A 22,431-nucleotide genomic window follows, 5' to 3' on the forward strand; every position below is an offset into this window, starting at 1 on the left:
TGTTAGAATTTACGTTCTCTACTGATTTCTTTTTAATTTTATATCTGTCCTGGCTCTTTTAGCATCTTCTATCGTCCATTTTTCGACATCATAGGGATGCTGTATCCAATTTTCAATTCGACTAATCATTTCCGGAGTAACTTTCGTCAAATGCGCACCGCCTCCATTTGCTATCCAGTTCATCATATTTTTTGTTGTCCCTGTATATCGTTCTCCATGAGAGATCGCATATTTTAACAAGGCATCGTGATAGAGAAGAAGACCGGGGAATGGAGTTTCCAAAACTCCGTGACCGTATCCTCTGGAAGGGTAATTATAGGCAATGTTCTCAGCAATTGGCGGATCGAAGCCATGGATCTTGTTAAGTTCGGGTGTAGAATTCGCTTTACCTTGTCCAGGCTCGACATGAACGAGCGACACAACATGCCCCGTGGCAACATTATGATATCCATTGAATCCTCCTAACACTTCTTGATCAGTCGGCGCTCCGATTTTTTTTGCGAGAGAGGGATCTCCAAGAGCCTCATAGAAAGCATTACGCACACCAAAATTGAATTGAGGAGCAATTTTGTACCAATCATCGAAAGTATGGATCTTCCCACTAAGGTCTTCTCCTTTGATCGTTAAAAGTCCTTTCTGTTTGGAAGCAATATGACGTGTTAGTGCATCCAAATCCGTTTGGCGAAGACGCCCTGTCTCTATAGCATATTTGACTTCTGCACGATATGCACGTCCATAATTCAAACCTCCACGCGACATCCCATGTCCCCCAATTAGGATGCCAAGAGTCCCACCGCCTTTATCCATCAACATGTGAAGCGCCGTGCTTGTGCCCGGACGAGACGCCGCCGCCGCAACCCTACCATTCCGACTCTTCGTCGCAAAATACTGAGGCCCTGCATCTGGCGCCACAATACCATGCTCGTCTCTTAATACATTAATTTCGTCGTTATGTATAGGAATATACTGGTGCCCCGCAATGGATCTATCATATCCAACACCACCAATCATTCCTCCAGTAATCTCTCCTCCAATATTTTTCAATGTTCTATTTACAGCATGATAAATATCCCACGGGTGTACGCGAGAGGCGCTCGCATCTCCAGGCTGAATGAGATGGCTGTTACGAAATGGTATTTCCGTGTAATTGACTGGCGGTGTTTGCTCAGCTGCGCCAATAGACTTTTCTTGTTTCAGCTTTTCAAGAGCCGGAAAGTGAACACTCCTATCTGGATTGAGCGGCAGACCTCTACTATCCTTAGGCATTGCTCTAGCTTGCGAAGCGGTAACATTTTGTGGAAAATTCCCTGCCGCTCCAGATCTTCGGAATTGTTCGGCTTTCAATGCCAGGTTATATTTATCTCGCGATGATTTCCATAATATCCCATATTTTTTAGTGTCCGCAGCATTGATGTCGTGTGTAAGGGTTTGGCGCCACGTGCGAGAATTGATTTTTTTGGCGCCATTTCCCTTAGCTAGATCGAACGCGCCATATGTTGCAATGTCATTTTGCAACTTCACATCATCGGGGTCATCGATATCTACGAGAGTTTTGCGATCCTCCAGACGTTTGTGGATGCTTGTGAGCAACTTTTCAGGGTCGACGCCAAAATACTTTGCCACAAGCTCAGTATGTGTAGGCGGTGGAGCTGAAGTATCATCGGATCCTGTAGAATTATCCGCAACCACATCATCTGGATTTCCCAAGGATGACTGAGACTCTTGTGGTGATAATTCGTCCGCATCTGGACCTTGCGCAATAGTTTGAGAGCGATTCGGATGACCTGATGCGTCTTCATTGGGATCAAACGCAGAATCTGAAAACGAAGTCGTCGATAATTCAGGATTTGATAAAGTAGCATGAGCACCAAGATTAGATGTGGCGTCAGCATTCGTATGAAGATTGAGTTTTCGGCGCGTCTCGTCCCAAATAAACTGCAGGTGCGGTTCAACCCAATCCCCCGCTTCCTTCAGCATTTGCTTTTGCCATTCCGTATAATCCGTGGCGCCATCGACAATCACGCGAGTAGCAACAATCATTGCATCAGCCATCATCCGCGCAAGCTCTTGACTAGGGATGAAAGCGTTTGAACTATAGAGACGGTCAGATTTCAGTTGCGCCTTAAGACGTGCTTGCGCTGCATCTGCGGCTGCATCCAACTTGCTTTTAGCGCTCGGCTTCAAGCCATCGTCATCATTTGCGTCCTGCCCAGAATCCGAAAGAGCCCCCGCATCTGCGGGAGCTCTTTCGGTTGAAGGGGCATCGTTTGAAGTAATGTCAGGATCCGGCGGCGCATCGTCCGGCGGATCTACGGCATCCCCGTGGGTTTCGGAGAATCCTTGGGGATCGTCTTGGGCCTGCTGGACACGACGATCAGCGTAGCGGGATGTCGCTTTGTCGAGAGGAGTTGGTGGATCGACGGCGTCTCCGCCAGATGACCCTTGCGGCGCAGGACCTCCCGAATCCGCAGAATATGATTGAGATCCGCCTGCGTCGCTGTTTGAGTTGCTGGTTGGGTTGCTTTCCGAGGATTGGACATAAGGATTTTCTCCTGGGACTGGTTTGTCGAAAATACTGGGCGCCGTTTCCAGCGCGATAGGCATCGTGGTCGTCACCGTAGGGTGAATAGAGAGCGAGGCGGGCAGACCAAAGCTATCCAAAACACGGCTGATTTCGTCGCTTTTATCACCGAAATCCGTGGCGAAATCCGCCGCCGACGTCCCATATTGCCGCTGACTGTCAATTGAGCTTCCGTGAATGACTGCCGCGCCATCCGCGTCGTGAATAATCGTCGGATTGGAAATCAAGGGCGCGCCGTTGCGATCGACTAGATCGGGGTGGCCTGCCAAATCCTTGGCGACGTTGACGGCAACATCTGGAGAGACGCCGCTGGGGATGGAAACTTGAACCATCGTACTCTTGGTGTCGTTAGGGCCGAGCGTCTCTCCTGGGATCAATACACGATGGGCGTCAACGCTATCGGGAGAAGCGATGGCGCCCACAGATTTGACCACCGGCGCAACATCCGCCGGTTCTCCATCTACGACAATTGTATGCGTTGGGTGAACGGCGACATCTCCCGCCCCGTTCACTGCAACGCCTTTCCCCGGTACAATTCCCTGCACATTGACGCCGCCCGAATAGTGATCGAGAATCGATGTCAGTTCCGGACCAAAAATGCCGTTCGCCGCCGTGGCTGCCGCCTCATCACTCGGTATCCCGGCCTGAGCCAGCACATCTTGAATCTGATGGACTTTCGAGCCTGTGCTTTTCGCATTGGCCACCTCGCCAGCGGACACGTCGTTCATGAACTGCTTGAAGCCGCTCGTATTCTGCGGTGTGGCGGCATATGCTGGTTTACTAGCCACCCTGGAAGCTCGTAATGAAGGAGAGGGAATATCCGATCTCTGCACCACCAAAGTCGTCGGCTTATCGGATGGTGGGTGTTTGGCGACAGCTGCGGAAACATCGCGCGGATCGATCGGGGCGGACTTCATTCGCTTCAAGTCGTTGTTCAGATCCTGCGTCGCCGCCTGACGCTCCGCGAGACGCGCGGTGCGCGCGTTCGTTTCCGCTGTTCTCTCGACAAATTTGCCGACGCCGCCAGGGACTTTGCTCCCAATCTTCGTCAGCACTCCTTCCGCCGCTTCGGTAACGGGCTTAAGCGTCATCCCGTTGCCGATTGCCTTCAAAGCCGCAGCGCGCGCCTCCAGAGTCGCCGCCCGCTCTGTCTGCCCCATCGCGCGAAATCCGGCCGCCAGACGTGTCATACTCGCCGACTTCGCGAGAAGGTTCTCGCCGAACGGGGCTACCGCGGAAGCGAAGTTCATCGCCCATTGCTGGGGATCATCTTTAAACGCTTGAGCATTCTTGCCAGGGATCGCCGAAGCCGTTTTCCAGGCGTCCTCCCAGTCGTTCGCCGACGCCTGCCCGGACGCTTGAGCGATATCCTTGAACGTTCCCGGCGTCATTTGGCTTGCGAGATCATGCAAAGCATCCCGATTCTTTTGCTGCCCTTCCCGCGCAGCGTTGACTTCGTTTTGATTGCCGGTCAGACGGCCTTGAAGCGCCAGCAGACCATTGCCGAGATATTCTCCCAAGTTGCCGATCGACTGGCCGGCGAGGTCCGTCGCTCCATTCCACATCTTAGAGATTTGATGGCGGGTCTCGCCCAAGCCAGTTTTCAAAACTTCTATAGTAGGATTCGGGCCTCCAGCAAAAGACTGACCATGGAGCCTAAATGCGGCGCCCCATGCCTGCGCCGTACTGGGATTGCCCTTCGGATCGAAGTACTTCACGGACCCGTTCGGCGCGGTCACAATCGTGAAGCCTGTTTTGTCCTTGCGGATTCGTGTCTGTGGAAGCGCCGGCCTGAGCGGGATCGGCGCGGGAGGAGAGGGACGGATCGCGGCAGACACAGGACGCGGCGCGGAATAAGGAGTAGTCCCCGTCGCGGCCTCATAGCTCATCTGGTTGATGTTGCGCGCATTTTGCACGCCCGCTCTGTCCATCAGGCGGCCGTGACGATCAAAGTCGGCGGTTTTGCCGTTATTGAAAATCGTATGGGTCGTGTTGCTGGCGGGATCGTAAACACGCAGACTCAATCCGCCGTTATTAGCAGCGGCGTTGTAGATCGGCGTATTGACCAAACCCGGATCCTGACTAATCAGCCGGCCATTGGATAATCGCGTCACAGGATAACCGCGTGGTTGGGATTTGACGATTGTATTGGGCATATTTGCGCCTCAAGTTTCAATAAGAAAGCCCTCGCCGCGATATACGGTGAGAGCTTTTGAAATCCATCGGAATAAAATCGAATTTAGAGTTAATCACACAGTATACGAACATACTTTCGGGTAGAATATCAACGAGCGATTTGGCGAGCGGGCGGCGGCGCTCAATAAGTTGGCTCGTCATCCTGATCCACACCCGTCTGAATGCGCTTTGGGGCTTGCCCCTGAGTGGGATCGTTTACCAATCCCTGCTGCCTTAGCGAGTGACCGAAGGATGTGTTTTGCGGCTGCTCCCAAAACCCTTGTTGCCGCAATTGATCGTATCGATCCTGAATGAATTGCCGCGTTTGCGGAATTTGACTGATTGGAACCTGACGCTTCTGCAACGCCGTGACGGCGTCGGTGATCGTATTGAACGGTAAACCTGGCATCGCTTATCCCCATCAAAACATGTCTCTCGACCTTCGCAAAATTAAGAGCCCCGAGCGCGACATGCGCTCGGAGCTCGAATCATTCTATGGAGGCGGTTCAGCCGTTACGCCGTCCGAATAAACGCGTACTTTGCGCGGCCGCCGGCGGTGTCGGCAATCCGGCGCGTCTGCCGCGCCACTTCGACGCCTTCACGGCCGCCATCGGTGTTCGTGTTGCCCTCGATTGTTTTGAAAACTCCCGACGCCTTGTCGTACGCCGTCACGATCCCCGAATGCGCGTAGCGGGCGAGTTCCGGCTCCCACTTCAGCATCACCCATCCCGACGCAAGCTGCGTCCGAGCATCGTCCGCCGAAACCAGCAAGCCGTTCGCCTTTGCGTGATCCGCCTGCGCCTGGCAAGAGGCGGTCGGGAACAGCAAGGTCACCCCATTGGCGCTGGTATAGCCCGACCATGAGAACATGGCGTATACAAACGCCATGCACCAGGGATTGCCGGGCGCGCAGTTTGCCGCGAGAAGAAACCGATCGACATCGCGTCCCCGATTGGAGCCGAGCGGCTCCTCCTTCGTCCCCAGATATTCCGTCGCTCGCGCGATCACCGCCTGCTGCCGCGCCGCCTTCTCTGCCGCACTCAATGCAATGCTCAATTCGCGCCTCCTTCTGAAGCCGCATCCCCCGCTCCATTGTCCGTCGGCAGATCTTGCTTGGGCGTCAGCGGGCTCTTGGCGAGCGCCCCCACCGTCGTCACCGCCGCCACGCCCACCGCGCTCCAGTTCACCTTTCCAGATTGCGCGCTTTGCAGCGCCGCAACCGCCGCCGATGTCAGCACCGCCCCAATCGCCGTTTTGTGCGAGGAGAAGAGTTTCGTCACCTGACCCGAAAGCCAATTCCAAGTCCATTTCATCTGCATGTTCCTTTCGTATTTGCGAGTTAAGCTGAGTAACGAATCAAAAGAAAAGCCGCCTCAGAGGAGGCGGCGGAAACGACCCAAGCAACTATCGCATCATGCTGATTTGACGAAGCCGCCCGCAATCAGCGCTTCCAAGCGCTCCACTTCGGCCTCCAGCTCCGCGACCCGCAGGGTGAGCGCGCCGATCTTCTCGGCCTGCTCGGAGCGTTGCCGACGCAAGTTGTCCCGCTCGTTCGTCAGGTCGATCATTTCGCGCCGGACCACCGCTAAACGGCTCTCGGCGTCGTCGGCGCGGATGTGCGCGGCTTGTGCGGTGAGCTCAGCCATTCGGCGGTCTTCGCGCTCGACGCGAAGCTCTGCCTCCAGCGCCTTAACCTGACGCTCCAGCTCAGATAGCCGCCCCTCATACTGTTCGAACAGCGCCTCCGTGCGCTCATCCAGTCGTTGCTCCTTCGCGACAGCCGCAACACGCGCCTCTGCCTGCGCCTTGCGACGGGCGCGGGCGTTGGTGGAAACTTCCTTCAGCATCCATGTGGCGAGCGCCGTGGGAATGCCGGTGGCGATTGTGGTCGCCATAATTTGCAATGTGGTGGACATAGGGTTGAAAAAGGAGAAAAAAAATAAGAGCAACTGATTTCTCAGTTGCTCTACTATGCGAAGGCTGCGATTTAGAGGATATAACTCCTCATTCTTCGGAAAGAAAATTTTGATCGACAAATTGTGTGGTGAAATCCTCTGGATCGAGGATAATATGACGGGCCTTCGCCAAAGCAACATTTTCTACCCACAGCTCATGGATTTGTGCTGGCAGGGTTGCAGGAAAGTCCATCTGGCGCTCCACAATTGCTTCCCACGCGCCAGTCATTCCATAACTCTTTGCCAGCGCGGGAGCCATTTGACGCAACGCTGTTTCGTGTTGCGCACTCAAATGCCCAATCGCCTTCAATACATAACAGTCCAAAAAACGCAGAAAAGGCTGTCCGTCATATCGGCTCATCAAGGGCTCCTTAGTTATTTAGGGATTGGAATTAATCACAGTCGGGATGAATAGTCAATCCATCGATAAATTCTTCAAAGCTATCAGCGATTTTGACAACGTAGTAATATTCGCCATCCTCATCGTCGTCCTCACCATCTCCCTCTTCTTGGACGTCTGCCTCTTCATCCTCGAATTCATCTTCGCCCTCGTCGTGTAGCCATAGCCACACAGATGGGATGTCGTCATTCAGATCAAGATAGATTTGATTATTGCCGCCGTCATATGCGATTGGCAGGAGGTGTTCCCCAAGAATGTCTTTCCAAGCATCCAATGCATGAAACACACTCTCATCTGTGCCTTTTGAAATCGAATAAAAATTACTGACTCCAAAGGAGCTATCTAAGTCAGATTCGCCTTGAGGGAAAAATGTATCGACTTCCGGAGCGCCACCGTCGTGATGATGCAGAAATTCTATATAAGCCGCTGGCAATGGCTTGCCGACAAGATCAGACAACTCGTTGAAAAGTTGCGGGTCGCCACTGTATCCAAGCGTCGGCTTAGAGCCATCCGTCACGTTCAAACGCGCAATATCCATCTTTGCTCCTATTTCCTACGACGCACTTTGTTTTTAGGCGCACCATTAGGCCGCGCCCATTCGTAATATCCACCACGAGCTCCGACATCAGGATGAAGAACACGCCACCACAACGATCCTGGAGTGTGCTGTTCTCTTGGCACGAGCCGCATTACCCCAACGCGCCCAGAGGCAGTCGTAGAAGATGCATGCTCCCAAGTAAACCCTACGGGATCTCTGCGGCCACCCGATTTTGAGACGCGCTCCGTCACGCCTGGACTCAGCTTCTCCATCATAGCCGCGAACTCAGGATCCGCCATAATTGCGTTGTGGAGCGCCTCATTGGCTCTATTAAAGTGTACCTGTCTGCCTCGTCCAAAATCGATTCTTTTCAGTTGCATTTCAAACGCTGTGCTATAGACTTTCGGGTTAACAGGCATCTTTGCGCCGGTAGCGGCGACAGAAGATGGGCCCGTATCCACGGCTCTAACCTTTGGGGGCTTCTCCGCTTTGGGAACCCTTCCGGGCCGCTGAGCTTTCGCGCCTTTGAGCGAAGATCGCGCCGAAGAAATGGCGCCCATGTCTGGATCAGTTTGCGCAAGAGCTCTTTGATGCTTATCTTGCGATGCATCCCAAAGCTTCTTAATTTTTTTTGTATCTTCAGAATCGAGAGAGTCGGTAATGCTTTTTTGCCAAGAACGGAAGTTTGCCTTCTGGGAGTCGTTTAATTCGGCGATCTTGAATGCGCCATACGTGGCGATATCGTCGTTTAATTTAGAGCCATCGGAATCATTAATATCAGCATGCGTCCTATTCGCCGCTTTGCGTTTCTTGATCCCGGCCAGCAACGTGTCCGGATCTGTTCCGTATGCTTTTTTGAGTGCTTCGACCTGAGATGCCGGCGCGTCTTCTGTGGCTCCAGAGGAGCCTGGTTCGGCATTAGAAACAGAAGAAGCCCCCGCGTTTGCGGGAGCTTCTTCTGTCGCATCCATGTCTGCATCTGGAGGAGGATTGTCAGGAGAACTTACTGACGGTCCGTTCTGGTCGACAAAGCCTTGTGGGTCGCTCGTCGCTTTGATGACAGCAGTATTAACACTGTCGGCTGTCGCCTTGTCGAAAGAGCCTCGTAGATCGTGGGAGCTTCCGAGAGCATTCCCAGGCGGCGCAGGTGCTCCCGAAGTCTCAGAATATGATTCAGGTCGGTTTGTGTCACTGTTCGAGCTTTGGGCGCCATTGTCTTCTCCATTAGGTAGGTCGATTGTCGTACTAGGGGATGCCTCAGCGATAGATGGAGCGCTCCGGATCGACTGATTGACAGCGATGGTGGGTTTAACGCCATGATCTTCCAAAACACTCTTTGCCGCAGGAATGATGGACGCCAAATCCGTCACATAATCATTCGCATCAATCCCCGAGATTTGCTGATTGCTAAGAGAGTTGACGTGATATTGAGGTTCTCCGTCCGGTGTATAGAACAAAGTCCCGTCCGCGAACATTGGGTTGCCATTGCGGTCCACAAGCCGGGGATCAGTCGCCAATGCATGAGCGACTGCGACGTGTTGATCAGGAGTCTGATCTGGAGAGAGAGGCAGTTGGACATCCGTCGTAAGAGCTTCGTTCGCTCCGACCACTTCGCCGGGTACGGCAAGACGAGCTGTCTGCGCCTGAGTATCCTTCGTAACGCCAGCCATGGAATCTGCCGCATGCCCAATCGTGACAGGATCACCGTGAGCTGTGAGGATTTGGCTTGGCGTCACTGTCACACCTTCCCCAGGACTGTGAAAAACGCTATGTGCATCAGTCCGAGAAGCGATATTGGCTTGACCATCACTGAGATGTTGATATTGGGATATTAAGCCGTCATCAATAACACCACGCAAGAAAATATTTCCTGCATCCTGTGGAGCGACGCCAGTACTCGAAATGGCGTCAATCGCAGGTTGTATATTATCGGAATTGCCATTCCCTGTATTCGGCGCGAGATCCCTAGCGCCACTCTTCGATGAAATTGCAGCAGAATCAGAAGAAGCCCCCGCATTTGCGGGGGCTTCGGAAGCGGCTGCCTTCAGATTGCGATTAGGAGGCGCGATACGCGACTTAGCTTTCCGTATTGTCGCATTAGAAATACTAGAATCGGCTGAGGCGTTCGATGGGTTACCAGCATCACCTATTGCTTCCGCCGTCACCCTGGAAGGCGAGCCCCAATGTTCAGCAAGTCCTCGCACGCCATGATAAAATGGGAGGAATGACGCTATTGTGCCGATTGGATCCGAGGGGAGATCTTGATTAAACAATTTTGCCACTGCATCTCTGGCAGTTTGCGCCCCTGTCGCCGATTGGCCTTGCGCTGCCTGATAAGCTCCTCCAAGGATTCCCATCAACGCTGTTGGCGCAGCTCCTTGGCTCGCCCCTAAGCCATACATCTGCTCTGCGGCTTTTTGCCGGTCGCCAGAAATAGCTGCATGCGCGGAGCGCCCTAGTTGAACTGGAATCGACGCTGTTGCGCCGGGGAGGGCCATTGTTCCCGCCCCTAGTCCGACCACCGATTTGGCGATGGTGGCGACAGGATTACCGACAAAATCGATCCAGGGATGGGGCCTATCGATATTTTGCGACTTTGGCGGAGGCGTTGTTCCCGTTCGGCCTTGAATAGCGCGAATCACATTGGCGCGCCACGTACCAGGCACGGAATCGATCCAATATCTCATGCTCTGATTGAGATGTTCCGCTCCCTCAGAGCTAGCTTGGGCAAATGCGTCGATCTGTGAAGCAGGGCCATGCAAAGCATTCGCAGCCATATTCCCGAGAACGCCCAGTGTGGATGGATTGGCAGTCGGACTTGAGGCGATATCCGCTTTCTGTCTTGCAATATTACGTGCGGTTTCCACCTGCTGCACAGTGAGCAGACGCCCTCCCTGATGGATATTTCCAAATGTAGCATGACTGCCATCATTAAAGTACGCCGTCGTGGTATCGGTTTTCGGATCATACTTTCGAATCTTCAGCCCGGATCTATTGGATTGAATAGCATTAAAAATTGGCGATCCGGGAATTCCGGGATCGCGACTTACCAAAGTGCCGTCTGAAAGAGTCGTCACGGGATAACGAGACTGTGGCGGCAAAACCGACTGGTGTGGCCGATTTGCTGTGGTCGGTCTGCCAAATTGAGGGCGCTGCCTAACCAGAACGCGCGGATCAAAGCTGACTGGCGCCACACCACGCGATGGTGGAGCTGTCAAGCGTCTGTCCGCGACAAATGGCTGCAGCCCAAGCAGTTGCGCTACGTTCGGATTAGCATATTGTTGATTTTTCGTTATCGATTTAGGCATATCTGTTCGTCGCTTACTCTATAAAAATAAGAGCAGTCGATTTCTCGACTGCTCGTGTACGATCACTGATTAATTTCATGGCTCGGGACGAAAATCTTACGAAACCCCAAGCAAGACGGCGACCATCGGCGTGTAGATCAACAGCAACGCAAATGATCGTACTATACTGGAATACGCAGGCATGCGCTTGCGATATTATTTGCTAACGATCGCAATCGTTGAAAAACGATGTTTAGAGCCTAAGTTATCCGCCGATTCCTAGGAACGGTTCATAATTCAGTCCAGTTGGTGTGTATGATCCCAGTCCTAAATTCAGATTTAGCTGTCCATTATTACCGGTATATCTGCCCAGGGAGCCAGTTCCAGAGAAGGCTCCTGGCGCGGCTTTTGCGTGTTTACCGAATGCTCCTCCGCTGCCAAAGAGCGAACCTGCTTGACCAATGAGTCCAAGTGTTGCCGATGTGTCGTTCGCCTGCTGCTGCTCCGCTTGCTGCTGAAGCCCGTAATACCGCTGTGCGTCTTCGCCGTATTTGCCGGCGGTCCATTCATTGCCGGACGCCTCGCTGCCCAGTCCGGATTGCCACTGATTGAGGCCCTGATCGCGCGCGCCGCCCAGCAGGGAGAGCAGCTGGGTTTCGCGGTTGTTCTGTTCCTGGTTCGCCCAATCGGCGTAGGAGTTGTCCGCAGCGTTCAATCGTCCCAATTGCCCATTTTGCAGGTAGGCGTCGTTGCCGGCGTAGACGCTCGATGCGCCGCCGCTGGAGGGAGTATCGAGGCCGCGCGTGTAGGCGTTTGTCGCCATATTGGCGCGCGCGGTGTTGTAGGCCGCTGTCGTGGGGCCAATGCGGTTTGCAAGATAGGCGTCCTGGCTTTGCTGTGTGAAAGGGTTTTGCTGGAGACGCTGGGCGCGCGCCGCGATCGCGGCGTTGTAGCCGGGATCGTACATGTTGTACTCAGATTGCCCTTCGTTCGCAATTTTGCCGTACTGGGCGATTTGATCGCCGACATGCTCCGTAGCCAGATCCGACAATCCCTGATAATTGCCCGCCTGCGCGCCATAACCGGCCGCGCCGTGATCGCCCCCGCCCAAAACATCGCTGACAAAATTGAAAAGTCCCATATGCTGTTCTCCGTAAGAAGCTGCCTAATATCGGTAGTCGACCAGAAGCGCCGTCCCGGTGGCCGGCGCGGCGGTGAAGGTCAGCGTCGCACCCGAAACGCTGTATTGCGACGGCGAGAGACGCTGCATGGATGAGGGGGTCGCCCCGGAATAAACGTGGACGGAGCCGGCGGACGGCGCGTGCGCCAGCGTGAAGCTCGTGTTGGCTCCATTGATAACGCCGGCGGGAGCCTCGGAGTCGGCGAAGCTGGGGACGATGGGCAGCGTCACCCAGGACCGTGCGCCGGCTGTGGTGGACACGAGCGCTTGGCCGTTTGCGGCGGGGTTTCCGAGCGGGGGCTCCTTGGCGTTGAACTGAATCCAGTCGGACTGGATCAGATATCCTCCGCGCGCGCCCGACGCCGGCGCCAATATCAGCGCTCCATTCTCCAGCCGCAGCGGCGCCTGCGCCGTGAAGGAAGGAGCCGGCGCGCTTGTGAGAATCGGAGCGATCGCGGGACGCCCCGCACCAGCGGCGGCCGCCTTGGAAGGCGACGGAGTGAGCGCCTTGATTTGCGCATCCCGCAGCGGGCTCGGCGGGCCGCCGCCCGGGATGTGATAGAACGGGGGGCGCTTAGCCATGGACTCCTCCTTCCGCGCTTTCGACGGCGACGGAGGTAATGCGCACTGGCGTTACCGTCGCTCCTGCAAGCGTCACTGTCGTCACAAGCCCACGAACTCCGTTTGGGACCTTCAGTCGAAACGATGCGGCGCCCAACACCGTGTATGCCTGGGACATCGACGCATCGCAGGCGGAGCAATTCACGCCCAGCGTGAGCGTCGCCGTATCCTGTGTTTGGACAGAGGCAAACACGCGCGCCGGGCGATTCGCGCGCCAGTAGGCGTCGCCGCTTTCCTCCCTCCCAAAACCTCGAGATGCGAAGGCGAACGCCACCGGCGCGGCCGGCGCAGTCGGAGATGCCCGGTCCCCCTCCCCCGTAAGCTCATAAAGCTGTCCATCCGCCCCAGCCAGAAAGAGATCGTCCGTATCCGCGCCCGTCGAAAGACTCGCCGCCCCCGTTACATTCATCTGAAGGTAGCGGGTCCATCCGTCCTGCCGGCTGTCCCAGACATACGCCGCCGTATTTGCCGAGCCTCCCGGCAGCGGAGCGAATAAATAGAGGCGCCGGCCATGGTAAACCAGCGCCGAGCCGGCGTACGCCGCCGGCAGGATCGCGGAGCCAGACGACTGTGCGGGATTCAAGGCGCGCTCAATGGGAGCGCTGCGCGGCGCGATCTCATCCCCACCGTCAAACTCATAGAGGCCGTTTGGACCAAGGAACCAGAGTCTTCCCTCCACCAGCGCCGCTGCGCGCGGCGCGATACACCCGACTCCGGCTTTCAAGTAGTGCCCAGAGAGTTGGAAATCGGAGCTGTCGAACCCTGTCAGCATCCATACCGAACGCTGCTTCAGGATGATCAGCGCCGAGGACAGCGGGATCAACTGCTGGATCGGGTCGTTGTCCAGTCCTCCAACCGAAACTCGAAATCCCTTAATGGAGGCGCTGGGATCGTCAGGATAAGACACGGCGTTATAATAGAGCGCGCCCGGCGTATCCCCGGTAATCAGCCATGAGCCCCAGAGCGTCGAGCCGACGGCGAGCCAGAGACGGCCCTGCCATTCGCACAACGCCTGCGCGCCCGTCGGCGGCTTCCCGCGCCCGTTGATCAGAGTCGGCGCCAGCAGCAGCGCCCCATCGGGGGTATCGTCCGTAAACTTGCGATTGGCGCTCGTCCACAAGTAATAATGCGCCGAATCGTACGCCGTGATATCCGCTCCCGCCGCCACCGGCACACGGGCCACCAGGCGGCCAACGGCGTCGCCATAGAGACCTCCGTACCGATAGATCTGGAAGTAGGTCGTCGCCGAACCGTTCGCCGGCGCCGGCAGCGTCATGGCGGCGATTGCCTTGAGCCCGGTAGCGGCCACGGCGTTGGAAATAGGCGACGGATCACTCTCGATATCTCCGCCCGGAGTAGATTCCACCTCCGTAAACACATATTGATAGGGTCCAGCGCTCACGCTCACCCCATCGCTGATCGCCAGATTGCCGGCCGCTGTGAGCGGACCGATCGTGAACAAATTATTCGGATCCGCTCCCGCCATATCGGAGGCGATCTGAATGTATAAGGCGTCCACGGATTGGCGCACATCCAGCGGAATCGTCGTAAGGTCGACGCTGGCGAACGTTCCATCGGCGCTGAAATTGAGCAGATTCGAGGGGTAAAATGTTGACGCGGGATCCAGATGCTTATGCAGTACAAGACGCAGAGCCGGACGCGCGGTTGGGCTTGGCGACGAGTACGCCAGCGCCACGACATTTGAACCGCTAAAATCCATCGGGGCCGCGTAGGACTTGACGATGTAATCCTCGCCCTGATAAACGTCCAGCGCCGAGAGCGTAAACGAGTTCGCTCCCTGCGAGATCAGGAGCGGATTGCGGACCGCCTTCAGCGAAACGGCGTCGATATACGGCGCCTGATAGCCGCGTTTGTTCTTTTCTCCTCCGCGAAGCTCCAGCCGCACCGACGCCGGATCTACCGGCAGGCTCGTCAGTGAAAACGTCACCCGCGCCCGTACCCAGCCGGTCGCCGTTGTGTCCGGATTATAAGGAAACGTCAGTTCTTCCGACGTCTGCCCCAGAATGTTGCCCGACCCGTCCAGTCCATAAAGGGTAACGATAACCGTGGACGCGCCGGTTGGGTCAGCCTGATGGAAATAGCCCTCGAAAGCGTAGACGCGCGCGGATCCCATCAGCCCGCCGCCGTAGGTCGGCGCCGTCATATCCTGGAATACGCCCTCGCCAGGATCGTCGAGCAGAAGTACGAACGACCCCTCGAAGGGCCGCATATAGCTAGCCGCCCCCATGCCGCTGTAGCAATCTGGATCGGCGACGCCCAGGCTTGTCCAATGATCGGCGTACATCGGATCGTGCGTTCCAGGCAGCTCAAAGCCTCCATTGAGGACCAGCTCGGTTGTGGGAGACGGCGCGGATCGCGAGCTCCACCCGGCGGCGCTCGCAAAGTTGTCGATCGTATTGTTGATCAGAATCGCCGCCAGCGGCGCCGTTGGCGCTCCAGGCGTCGTCGCCACCGTGGCGATCGTGTCCGTCGTCGCCGCGTCCAGGTCGACGCGATAAAGCGGCGTGGTCGCCTGACCATCGATCACATACACATACTTACCAACCCGCGCCATCTGTGTCGCCGGACCGGTCAGCGAGAAATCCGTCACGCCGTTGATCCGGATCTTGGAGTAAGTTGGAGCCCCTTTCGTCGTTGTATAGAGATTGCCGCCGGAGACGAACAGAATCTCGCGGCCGCCACCCGCCTTCACAAAGGCGATCGGGGAATATAGCGCCGCCCCCAGCGGCGCGGTAAACTGCCCGGACTTACCGGGCCGCGTGACAAGCTCACCGCCATCGACATACAGGTTGTCCGCCTGCTGCACGTCGCCATTATCAAGGTTCTCAGGGGCGTGAAAAAGGTCCAGCCCGCGAAACCGGCGCTGCTGGGAGAAGGATGTGGAAATAGGTGTCATGGGTTTTCCGTAACGTTCAAAGGCCCTCACCCGGCCCTCCGGGCCACCCTCTCCCAGAATTGGGAGAGGGTTAGGATTAAATCAAGATTTGGATCTTTGATCCAAAGAACTTAAAAACTCTGACTCCCCCTCTCCCAGAATTGGGAGAGGGGGCCGGGGGGTGAGAGCCCCCTGACCTCTTAGCAGCAGTCGGGAACCGTCCAGCTGGTAGACGGCGTGTCCTCATTGCTCCAGGAAGTTGCAGGCGCGGCGCCGGCGCCCCACCCCGTTACAGGCGAGTCGCCCGCCGTCCATTTGTCGGCGCAGCAGTCGCAGGATGGAGGGAGCGGATCGAGGGTCGTTCCGGTCGGAGGAATTACGACTCCGGGCGGCAGCGCTCCCAGCGCGTATTCGATATTGAGCGCGGTGACGCGGACATTGGCGCCCGTCATCCAGGCCGCCGTTTCACGCGAGATGGCGGTAATTAGCACCTGCGTCCGGGACATCGCCGCCGCAATCTCAGCGTTCACGGCAGTCGCACGGACCATGCCGCCCGACATCGCCGCCGCAACCTCGACATGCGCCGATGTCACACGCGCCGCGCCCGACGCCATCGTCGCCGCGACCTCGACGCCCATTTGCGTCACTCGCGAGCCCTGATTGACGGTGGCTCCGGAATAAGCAGGCGGCGTAAAAGCCTCGGAGGAGGCAATTCCCGCCGGCGACAGCGTATAAGACACGATGATTGACGGCGCGCCAAACGCCCCGGCGGTTGGGACGCCTACCGGCGAAAGCGCGTACACTGCGGGGGTGCTCAGCGCCCCGATCGGTTCTCCCCGCACGGCGTAATCCATACCGAAGGAACCGCCGTCGCCGGATTTGACAAGTTCGCCGCGCAGATAATAATCGAAACTATTCGAAGCCGGCATGGTTCCTCCCGCAAGTTAAGGCGTCCGCGTGACGGTGTCAAAGTAGGCGTTCCCGGTTCCGGCGGCAGCGCGGGAAACCATTCGCAATTTGACGACGCCCTTGGACGTCGGAGTAAACGCCGTGAAGGTGAGCGTCTCGTAAGCGCTTCCCGCAGTCCCAACCGCCGTCTTTGTATCGCCCGCATATCCGATCTCGGCGTTCGGCAGCAGCGACGCCTGGGGCTTGTTCGTATCGCCATGGCCGGCGTCCCATAAAACTTTGACCGTGATGGTTGTAGAAACGGGATCGACCGGGATTTGAAAATCCTGATCGCCTGGCCCCACGATCTGGAGACACTTGCCTGTCCCTCCATCCGCATTCGCAGCGGACGCAAGGCCCGTTCCATGGCGCTCAAAGCAGCCTGTCGCCGCTTGTGTCGATCCGCCGCCCGCCGGCCGGGAAAGATTGAGAAGATCGTAAGACGGCGCGGTATAAGTCGCATCCGAGCCAAATCCCAGTACGTTGGAGCCGATATTTGGGTAAAGATACGGACGCTGCTGCTGGCCGACCACCGACTCGTATCCGGTATTGAGATTGGGAAACCACGCCGGCCCCGTCTGCGATCCTGCGCCGGCCGTGACAACCGTGCGCGGCGTATTGGCGCAGACGTAGCAGAAGTTCTCCACGATCTGGCCCGACGTCCCCGCACTCATCCCGGTTCCCGCTCCGACGATCAGCGTATTTTCCACACGGATGGGGATTGAGGTCGAGACGCCCGTGGACGCCAGCACCGCCGTGGCGCCGCCACTGATTGTGCAGTTGCGGATCAGCAGTCCGCCAGGCTTGAACGTATTTCCGGAGGTGGCCGGCGTTATGGCGAAAACCGTCCCCGCCCCGCCGGCGTCAACGCGGCAGTTGCGAAACTCGACTCCGACATCCCAGTCCGCTCCTGTCGTGGAGGTGCTGGTGCTGATCAGAGCAACGCTCGCGGGGACGATTGCTTTGAACATGCATCGGTCAAAGAGGATATTCTGTGTGACGCCCGCCGCTCCGGCGATCAGCACCATACGGCTTGTCGGGCTTGTCGCCACACCTTCGAAAGTGCAGTCCAGAAACGTGATGTTCGTGGACGTCAGCGTCGAGGCGTTTACGATCGCCGCGACCGCCGTCGCAGCGTTTCCGCCCACGAACCGTATCTTCTCGAATTGCAGGAAGCTTTTGCCGCTCAGATTCAGCGGCGCCGTCGTCGCGGGCGTCGTCTTATCATCCGTCGTATACGCCGTCCAAACGACTTCGCCCATGTCGCCCGTCTGCGCCCCATCCACATCGCCGACAATTCGCAGCGTCGATGACGGCGTAATTCCCACTGTCACCGTCTCCCGGTACGCCCCAGCGCCTAAATAAACGACATCGCCGCCGACCGGCGTTCCCCCCGTCGCCAGCGCCTTCCCCACCGTGCCCCACGCCGCGCCCGCCGACGTTCCGGCGGCTGCGTTCGATCCCGATTTCCGCACATAATAGTTCGTCAAGGCAAATCCCCCAGAAGCCGCGCTAGAGCTTAAAGATCCGGTTCGCCGAGTTGTCCCACGTCACATTGATCGTGCTCACCGAACCTCCCGTCGTCAGCGACGCATCGATCCCGCAGATCAGCGGCGATGTCGCGGCGCTCCCCGTGTCCTTATAAAGCACAAGATAGCCGATCGCCGTGCTCGCCGGAACGCTCGAAAACGCGATATCCGCCGCATCGAACACCCCGGCGACCATCGTCTTCGCCCCCAGCGTCTGATCCGTCCCAGTCGTATTCGCCCCGAGATCGCTCAAATACTGATGCGTCCCATAATTCGGCGTATAGCTCGTCTTGACGAGCGCCGCCTTGATCGTATCCGACCCCAAATTCAGCCCACCCGCCAAAAACGCGGCGCGCGCGGCGTCATAAACAGCGCTCATCTCAAGTCCCTTTCGTTTGGTGAACAGCTCAAAAAGAAAAAGCCCTCGCATAAGCGAGAGCTTTCGTGACACAAACGTAAGCAGCCGGGCCGCAAGCAATGATTTCCCCGGAGGTCCGGCTTCCAGAGTCCAAATGGCGCGTGTATCATATACCTACCTGAGACATCAGCGACAATTCGAAAAACGCCGCCGCCAGCGCCAATATGCCTGTGATTGAACCACTCGCCGCGATCACCGGGTACTTGCCGAACAGCCGACGCGCCACCAGCGCCAGGATCACTTGACAGAGCACCCAGCCCAGCACATGCGTGCGTCCCTGATATACCAAGTGCGGAGCGCAGAAGATCAGCACAAGATAATAACCTACTGCGAGCGCCAAGGCGCAAACCACGCCGGCCATACCTCCAACAAGAAAACCGCGCCAATCCTCGGTCCATCGCCCTCGGTTACTTGGGGTCGTCATATTTGTCTCCATAAAAACGATCTACTTCCGCCTTGTATTCGCTTTCCAGCGCCCAAACGGCACATACTTGAGATATGGCAAAACGGCATCGTCTGGAGCAACCTCTAAAAAGTCCTGTTTTCTTTGAGATAACGTCTTTCTCAGTGCTTACAGACAAGCAAATCCTTCGATTCATTCTGGGACCATTTCTCCCTTCGGTATTTCACAACCGTCACTCACGCAAACGCCGAGCAACCGGAATCAACAATTGAGTTTTTTGCTATTGGCGCCTGGAAAGCAATTCGGCCACTTCCAAATCGGTCAAAAAAAATCCGCCCATACCACCGCCATTCACGCAACCTCCTTCACTCCCAGCCGCAGCGTGGACAGGTCACCGACCGCCCACGCCGCACCCGTCAGCGGGTTGCGGTCGAACGACTGGAGGTAGTCCACGTAGTTATTTCCGATGGAAACCGAAGATCCCACGACATTTGAATGCACGCCATCCCCCAAAACTGGGGCAATCTGCCGTATAATACCATCGTCCTTGCGCGCGACCAGGTTCGTCTGCACCGCTTTCACTACACCGACTCCACTGGGCGGCGCTGAAAGTGTATACAGATCTATCTGTCCCGCCGTATTCGAAGAAATATACGATGTGTCCGCATCCGGCGTCACATCACCGACCGCTGCCGCATTCGACGTCGCTCCCGCCACCGCCCACTGCGACGAGCCGGCCGCAGCAGCTGGCCGATCAATAAAGATCCTAACATCCCCCATATAGTCATTGTTGTCGGAGCCAGTGGTGTCGTTTGCATATATGTCATCATGATAATATAGGTATGCATCTGAACCAGCGAAAGCACGCGTCCAAAAACGAATAATATTACAGTATTGGTTCCCTGAATAGCTTGTTTGTACGTTGTTAATTGAAGGCTGAGATATTCCATTTACTCGATAATTGATACTTCCACTGCTGGACGAGGAAAAGACTATTTTGAACTCAAAGAAGTAATACGCTCCTCTATCGTAAACCTTATTGCTGCTTCCTATAATCGGCCCGAGATTTGCGCCATTGCCACTTGACAGCGTCCCTTGACGAAAAATCAGCCGGCCTAATGTATCCATACAAATGTGCAGTTGATCAAAATTAGCATCACTAAATGACCAGATTGCCTCTTCAATAGGAAATGAACTCGCGGTCTTAAACGCTCCTCCAAAAACAAGAGAAGTATAGTTTGATGGTAGAATTTTGTTAAGTCCAATTTGTCCGGCAGCTGCTTGATCCAAGATCAGTCCATTCCCAGTTCTTCCAGGACCGATGGACACAGAAATGAAGTTGTTAAAACTAGTGTATCCCTTCGTAAGAAGATCATCACCAGTTATATTATCAAAACTCTCTAGGAATATATTAGCCATAAATCACCTCTCTAAGGTTGCCCTTCACAATACAAATTCTGCTCTTTGTTCTCCCCTCCTCCGCCGAGCCCTCATCCTCTGCGCCCTCATCCACGTCGCCTACCAGGCCTTTATCTGGATTCCCGCCGCCTTCCAGTGCCAGGCCAACGGGCGGGATGTCGATGTTTACTTCCGTGCGGCTCGGCATCTCTTGCGCCATCGACCGCTGTACGATCTCGCGTCTGGGCATTCTCCGATGTTCGATTATCTTTACTCACCCCAGTTCGCGGTCGCCCTCACGCCGTTTGTCAGATTGGGTCAGCATAATTTTGCGTCGGTGCAGTATGTACTGATCGTTCTATCGTTTTGGTACTTCGCTTATCTGCTCTCAAAGATCGCGACGCCAAACCCCACACTGAAGTCGGTATTGCTTTGGGGGCTCGCATTGGCGGTAACGCCAAAGGTTTACTTCTGCATGGGGATGGGTCAGGTGCAGCCGCTGCTCTGGGTGGCGTTCGCGCTGTCGGTGGTCAGCGACCGGTGGCGCGGCGTGCTGCTGGGCGTGACGCTTCAGATCAAGACGTATGCGCTTATCTCGCTCGTCTGCGCGGCGTGGAAAGAGCGGCGCGCGGTTGTCGTTCCGGCTTTGGTCGTCATCGGCATGGGGACGGCGCTGGGGCTCGCGGTCTGCGGCTGGCCGAAGTTTCTGGAGTGGCGCTTGGCGCTGGAATACGCACTGTCCAACTCGGAAATCCTGCGGGCGGACAACATCTCACTGAGCGTACTTCCGCTGAAAGTCGCGATCGCGCTCGGCTGGCGTCCGCCGGTGATGCTGCCGCTCTGGATCTGCGCTTATCTGAAGCTGATGTCGCTCACGGGACCGCTCGCTGTTTGGAGCGCCTGTCGCCGCATGTCCACGCAAAAGCTTTACGCCTGGGTGGGATTGGCGAGCATGGCGTTCGCGCCGATCTGCTGGGCGTTCTATCTGACCGCTGGGTACGTTCTGGTGGCTCTTTATCTGCGCGATCGGCTCACGTCCGCCGAACAAACTCTTCAAGAAAAGTCGGCAGACATTCCCACAGTCACAGTCGCGCGATAGCGCTGATTTTCTGCACCCATTACCACATTCACGGAACTTGCAAATGGAACCATGCGAGAATTTCGAGAGATGGGCGAGACGTTCGCCTGGTAACAGGGTGAGTTCCATGTGGCGACACTCCTCGTAGCGCCGCCTGAGCATCTGCAATAAACGCTTGCTGATGTGGATTAGTAATATTGTTTGGACGCTTAATCACTGATTTTGCAAACATAAAAACTCTCTTCTCAAATACAACTAAATTCATTTAGGTAAATCCGGAAGGGCGCTCGGAAAATTATCCCTGTTCCACAGCCACCGCCAGCCCTCGCGCGAGCATCGGGTCGGCGGCCGTCAGTCTCGCGAGCAGCGATGCTTTCCCGCGTTCGTATTCACCGCGCCAGACCTCGGCGCGGGCAGCGAGCGAGGGGTCTTCCAGGTTCTTCTGAGCGATCATTGACGCCGCGTGGAACACGAGCAGGCTGGACAGATCGGGCGAAAGCCAGCTTGGCGCGTCATCAGCGTTCACCAGCGCGGGCGGCAGGGCAAAGCCGTTCACGGTCACTGTTTGCGAAGCGTTGGGGATCGGATACAGGCCAACGCCATCCTGGCCCGTGTCGTACCAATAGAGCGGGGTTCCCGGCGCATCGGCAGCCCAAGTGGGATAGTAGTTCTCCAGGGCGGAACGGCTGCAATGGGTCAGCGCCGTTCCGCCCCATGCAACGCCGCGCGCCAGCCACAGCGCCGCTCCGCCCGGGGCCGTGAAGATCGACAGCTGGACCGACTGCGCGCCGCTCGGCCAGGAGAACGTCCCCGCGTTCACGATCGGAAACGCCGTGCGCGCCAGGTCCGATGCGCCGTCGTTGAGGTATTGGGTAATCGTCGCCGAAGTCACCAGCACAGCTGCGGCGCCTGTTCCCGATTCCAAGTTGCCCGCCGGAGAGTTCGCCGCCTCACCCAGTCGCGAAAGCACATCTCGCTGCAAGTCCGCTAATGTATTCGCCACGCCGTTATCCTCCTGCTCCAT

At 56.4% G+C, this 22,431-nt stretch carries 19 protein-coding genes; 1 reads left to right on the forward strand and 18 read right to left on the reverse strand.

Going from position 1 to position 22,431, the window contains the following annotated elements; all coding sequences use genetic code 11:
* Positions 1 to 18: 18 nt before the first annotated feature.
* The 17 genes from D5261_RS27175 to D5261_RS27255 all read right to left on the reverse strand — a co-directional run bounded on the left by D5261_RS27175 (position 19) and on the right by D5261_RS27255 (position 20,549).
* Positions 19 to 4,737, reverse strand: coding sequence for a hypothetical protein (locus D5261_RS27175; protein ID WP_125205751.1), 4,719 nt, complete (start codon positions 4,735 to 4,737; stop codon positions 19 to 21).
* 161 nt (positions 4,738 to 4,898) lie between these two features.
* Complete coding sequence (locus D5261_RS27180; protein WP_119319018.1) at positions 4,899 to 5,165, reverse strand: hypothetical protein; 267 nt, start codon at positions 5,163 to 5,165, stop codon at positions 4,899 to 4,901.
* Between the two features lie 104 nt (positions 5,166 to 5,269).
* A complete protein-coding gene (locus tag D5261_RS27185) occupies positions 5,270 to 5,812 on the reverse strand; it encodes a hypothetical protein (RefSeq protein ID WP_125205750.1) in 543 nt (180 codons plus the stop codon).
* Positions 5,809 to 6,069, reverse strand: a complete 261-nt coding sequence (locus D5261_RS27190; protein ID WP_119319016.1) for a hypothetical protein — start codon at positions 6,067 to 6,069, stop codon at positions 5,809 to 5,811. Before D5261_RS27190 ends, D5261_RS27185 begins: the two co-directional genes overlap by 4 nt.
* Before the next feature lie 99 nt (positions 6,070 to 6,168).
* The gene (locus tag D5261_RS27195; protein ID WP_125205749.1) at positions 6,169 to 6,792 is read right to left on the reverse strand and encodes a hypothetical protein; all 624 of its coding nucleotides are present in this window, start codon (positions 6,790 to 6,792) and stop codon (positions 6,169 to 6,171) included.
* A complete protein-coding gene (locus D5261_RS27200) occupies positions 6,761 to 7,072 on the reverse strand; it encodes a hypothetical protein (protein WP_119319014.1) in 312 nt (103 codons plus the stop codon). The genes D5261_RS27195 and D5261_RS27200 overlap by 32 nt, the downstream gene beginning before the upstream one ends.
* 31 nt (positions 7,073 to 7,103) lie before the next feature.
* Positions 7,104 to 7,649, reverse strand: coding sequence for an SMI1/KNR4 family protein (locus D5261_RS27205; protein ID WP_119319013.1), 546 nt, complete (start codon positions 7,647 to 7,649; stop codon positions 7,104 to 7,106).
* Positions 7,650 to 7,657: 8 nt separating this feature from the next.
* A complete protein-coding gene (locus D5261_RS27210) occupies positions 7,658 to 10,957 on the reverse strand; it encodes an HNH endonuclease (protein ID WP_119319012.1) in 3,300 nt (1,099 codons plus the stop codon).
* Between the two features lie 244 nt (positions 10,958 to 11,201).
* The gene (locus tag D5261_RS27215; protein ID WP_119319011.1) at positions 11,202 to 12,077 is read right to left on the reverse strand and encodes a hypothetical protein; all 876 of its coding nucleotides are present in this window, start codon (positions 12,075 to 12,077) and stop codon (positions 11,202 to 11,204) included.
* 24 nt (positions 12,078 to 12,101) lie between these two features.
* Entirely contained in the window at positions 12,102 to 12,698 is a 597-nt protein-coding gene (locus D5261_RS27220; protein ID WP_119319010.1) for a hypothetical protein, read from the reverse strand.
* Positions 12,691 to 15,654: a hypothetical protein gene (locus tag D5261_RS27225; RefSeq protein ID WP_119319009.1), complete on the reverse strand. Its 2,964-nt coding sequence runs from the start codon at positions 15,652 to 15,654 to the stop codon at positions 12,691 to 12,693. Before D5261_RS27225 ends, D5261_RS27220 begins: the two co-directional genes overlap by 8 nt.
* Positions 15,655 to 15,833: 179 nt before the next feature.
* Positions 15,834 to 16,562: a hypothetical protein gene (locus tag D5261_RS27230; RefSeq protein WP_119319008.1), complete on the reverse strand. Its 729-nt coding sequence runs from the start codon at positions 16,560 to 16,562 to the stop codon at positions 15,834 to 15,836.
* A gap of 15 nt (positions 16,563 to 16,577) precedes the next feature.
* On the reverse strand, positions 16,578 to 18,071 hold the full coding sequence (locus tag D5261_RS27235; protein WP_119319007.1) for a hypothetical protein: 1,494 nt from the start codon (positions 18,069 to 18,071) through the stop codon (positions 16,578 to 16,580).
* 22 nt (positions 18,072 to 18,093) lie between these two features.
* Entirely contained in the window at positions 18,094 to 18,489 is a 396-nt protein-coding gene (locus D5261_RS27240) for a hypothetical protein (RefSeq protein ID WP_125205748.1), read from the reverse strand.
* 145 nt (positions 18,490 to 18,634) lie between these two features.
* Positions 18,635 to 18,952, reverse strand: a complete 318-nt coding sequence (locus tag D5261_RS27245; protein ID WP_125205747.1) for a hypothetical protein — start codon at positions 18,950 to 18,952, stop codon at positions 18,635 to 18,637.
* Positions 18,953 to 19,282: 330 nt separating this feature from the next.
* Positions 19,283 to 20,350, reverse strand: a complete 1,068-nt coding sequence (locus D5261_RS27250) for a hypothetical protein (RefSeq protein ID WP_165863859.1) — start codon at positions 20,348 to 20,350, stop codon at positions 19,283 to 19,285.
* Positions 20,343 to 20,549 (reverse strand): hypothetical protein, encoded by a 207-nt coding sequence (locus D5261_RS27255; protein WP_301002283.1) that lies wholly within the window; start codon positions 20,547 to 20,549, stop codon positions 20,343 to 20,345. Before D5261_RS27255 ends, D5261_RS27250 begins: the two co-directional genes overlap by 8 nt.
* A gap of 36 nt (positions 20,550 to 20,585) precedes the next feature.
* Here D5261_RS27255 and D5261_RS27260 point away from each other — a divergent pair, with 36 nt between their 5' ends.
* Positions 20,586 to 21,428 (forward strand): glycosyltransferase family 87 protein, encoded by an 843-nt coding sequence (locus D5261_RS27260; protein WP_165863857.1) that lies wholly within the window; start codon positions 20,586 to 20,588, stop codon positions 21,426 to 21,428.
* Between the two features lie 274 nt (positions 21,429 to 21,702).
* Here the strand turns inward: D5261_RS27260 and D5261_RS27265 are convergent, their stop codons facing one another.
* A complete protein-coding gene (locus D5261_RS27265; RefSeq protein WP_125205745.1) occupies positions 21,703 to 22,410 on the reverse strand; it encodes a phage adaptor protein in 708 nt (235 codons plus the stop codon).
* Positions 22,411 to 22,431 lie beyond the last annotated feature (21 nt).

The sequence above is a fragment of the Capsulimonas corticalis genome, assembly GCF_003574315.2.
In the GTDB taxonomy this organism is placed as follows: Bacteria; Armatimonadota; Armatimonadia; order Armatimonadales; family Capsulimonadaceae; genus Capsulimonas; species Capsulimonas corticalis.